The sequence below is a fragment of the Mesorhizobium sp. M7A.F.Ca.US.005.03.2.1 genome, from assembly GCF_003997795.1.
Classification (GTDB): domain Bacteria; phylum Pseudomonadota; class Alphaproteobacteria; order Rhizobiales; family Rhizobiaceae; genus Mesorhizobium; species Mesorhizobium ciceri.
This window is the reverse complement of sequence record NZ_RZRP01001287.1, coordinates 1-1,158: the sequence shown is the minus strand read 5'-3', so window position 1 is coordinate 1,158 and position 1,158 is coordinate 1. Positions and strand designations below refer to the sequence as shown.

At 59.6% G+C, this 1,158-nt stretch carries 3 protein-coding genes; all 3 read right to left on the bottom strand.

Going from position 1 to position 1,158, the window contains the following annotated elements:
• Window positions 1-33: 33 nt before the first annotated feature.
• Window positions 34-360, bottom strand: a complete 327-nt coding sequence (locus EN991_RS37110; RefSeq protein WP_127370571.1) for a hypothetical protein — start codon at window positions 358-360, stop codon at window positions 34-36.
• A gap of 90 nt (window positions 361-450) precedes the next feature.
• The gene (locus tag EN991_RS37105) at window positions 451-705 is read right to left on the bottom strand and encodes a DUF982 domain-containing protein (RefSeq protein WP_013533177.1); all 255 of its coding nucleotides are present in this window, start codon (window positions 703-705) and stop codon (window positions 451-453) included.
• 152 nt (window positions 706-857) lie between these two features.
• Window positions 858-1,010 (bottom strand): acetyltransferase, encoded by a 153-nt coding sequence (locus tag EN991_RS37100; protein ID WP_127366616.1) that lies wholly within the window; start codon window positions 1,008-1,010, stop codon window positions 858-860.
• Window positions 1,011-1,158 lie beyond the last annotated feature (148 nt).

Genomic DNA, 1,158 nt, shown 5'->3' with positions numbered 1-1,158 from the left:
TAGGTCGTGGGTGCTGCATCGTCGGGATTAGTCTCATCGCAGCATGCTTGCCGCCAGGAAGACCACGGCTGCTGTCAAAACGACAGCTGCAATCACCAACACCGGCCAGTTGCCGCTAGGCCGCAGTTCCGGCTCGCCTTCGACCGGACGCATGGCATTGGCAAAGCTGGCATCGTTTTCGAATTTTGGACGAGTGCGCGGCGGACTTGTCTTAGCGACCGGATTTTGTGTGTCCGCGGCCTCTGCGTCTGTCTCAAGCGGGGCAATGGCGGGATCGAACCCCCGCGTCTTGTCGTGCGTTGCTCCTGCCTGAACTCCGCCTCTGGCCGCGGCAGGCGTGAGACCTGAAACCTTAGCCATAATCTCTCCCCTTCGAACCAATCTCGGCAGTATCGCACTTGCAGGCGCCAGCGGAACCAAGCTTGCATGCACTGAGGCGCCCCGCCACGGTCAGACTTGCTCGCTCAGCAGAATCCTGGCGTCCTTGGCCGCAACGATGAACGCCTGTCGTGCCGCCCTTGTCGGCTTTTCGCCTCGCATGACGGCAAGGCACGCTCTGATCGCGGCAAGACGCCTCTCGGATGTCGGCTTTGGCCAGTCCCGCAGCAGCACTTCGGCTGCGTCCGACACCGAAACCACAACCCTGTCGCGGTCTATCCGGCCAGGTTGAATGACAATCGGCTTTCTGAAATGTCCAGTACGCACATGCCTCTCCAGCGGGATGCACTCTATTCGACACGCCGCTGCAAGAGTGCGCGTCGCGACGCGCTTTAACTCCGCAACCGTCGGTTTGTTCCAGAGCACCTGGCGTTTGAAACAACTAGCCGATGGCCATCCGTGCGCGCCCGTCCCAAGACTTACAACAGGTCCTTGCGAAGGAAGATTCGTACATGCCCTGGAATTCCGAATTCGACTTTGCCGAATTCCTCGAACCCATGCTGCATGTAGAATAGCGGCGCCTGGAAACTGCTTGTCTCGACCACGGCTTTTTTGCAGCCACGCTGGTTCATGGTGCCGGCGTTCCTGTCGCCTGTCACTTCTCCACATTTTACGTCGATGTGGCAGATCTCACGCGAGATAATCCGGCAGCCTCATGCGTGGATCGTGGTGCTGCCGGGCCTGCAGGCATGTCGTCTGGGTATCGGAACAAAGCGCATC

Excerpts from the sequence above, each read along its gene's own strand:
- EN991_RS37110 (WP_127370571.1), bottom strand. The coding sequence starts at position 360 with ATGGCTAAGGTTTCAGGTCTCACGCCTGCCGCGGCCAGAGGCGGAGTT.
- EN991_RS37100 (WP_127366616.1), bottom strand. The coding sequence starts at position 1,010 with ATGAACCAGCGTGGCTGCAAAAAAGCCGTGGTCGAGACAAGCAGTTTC.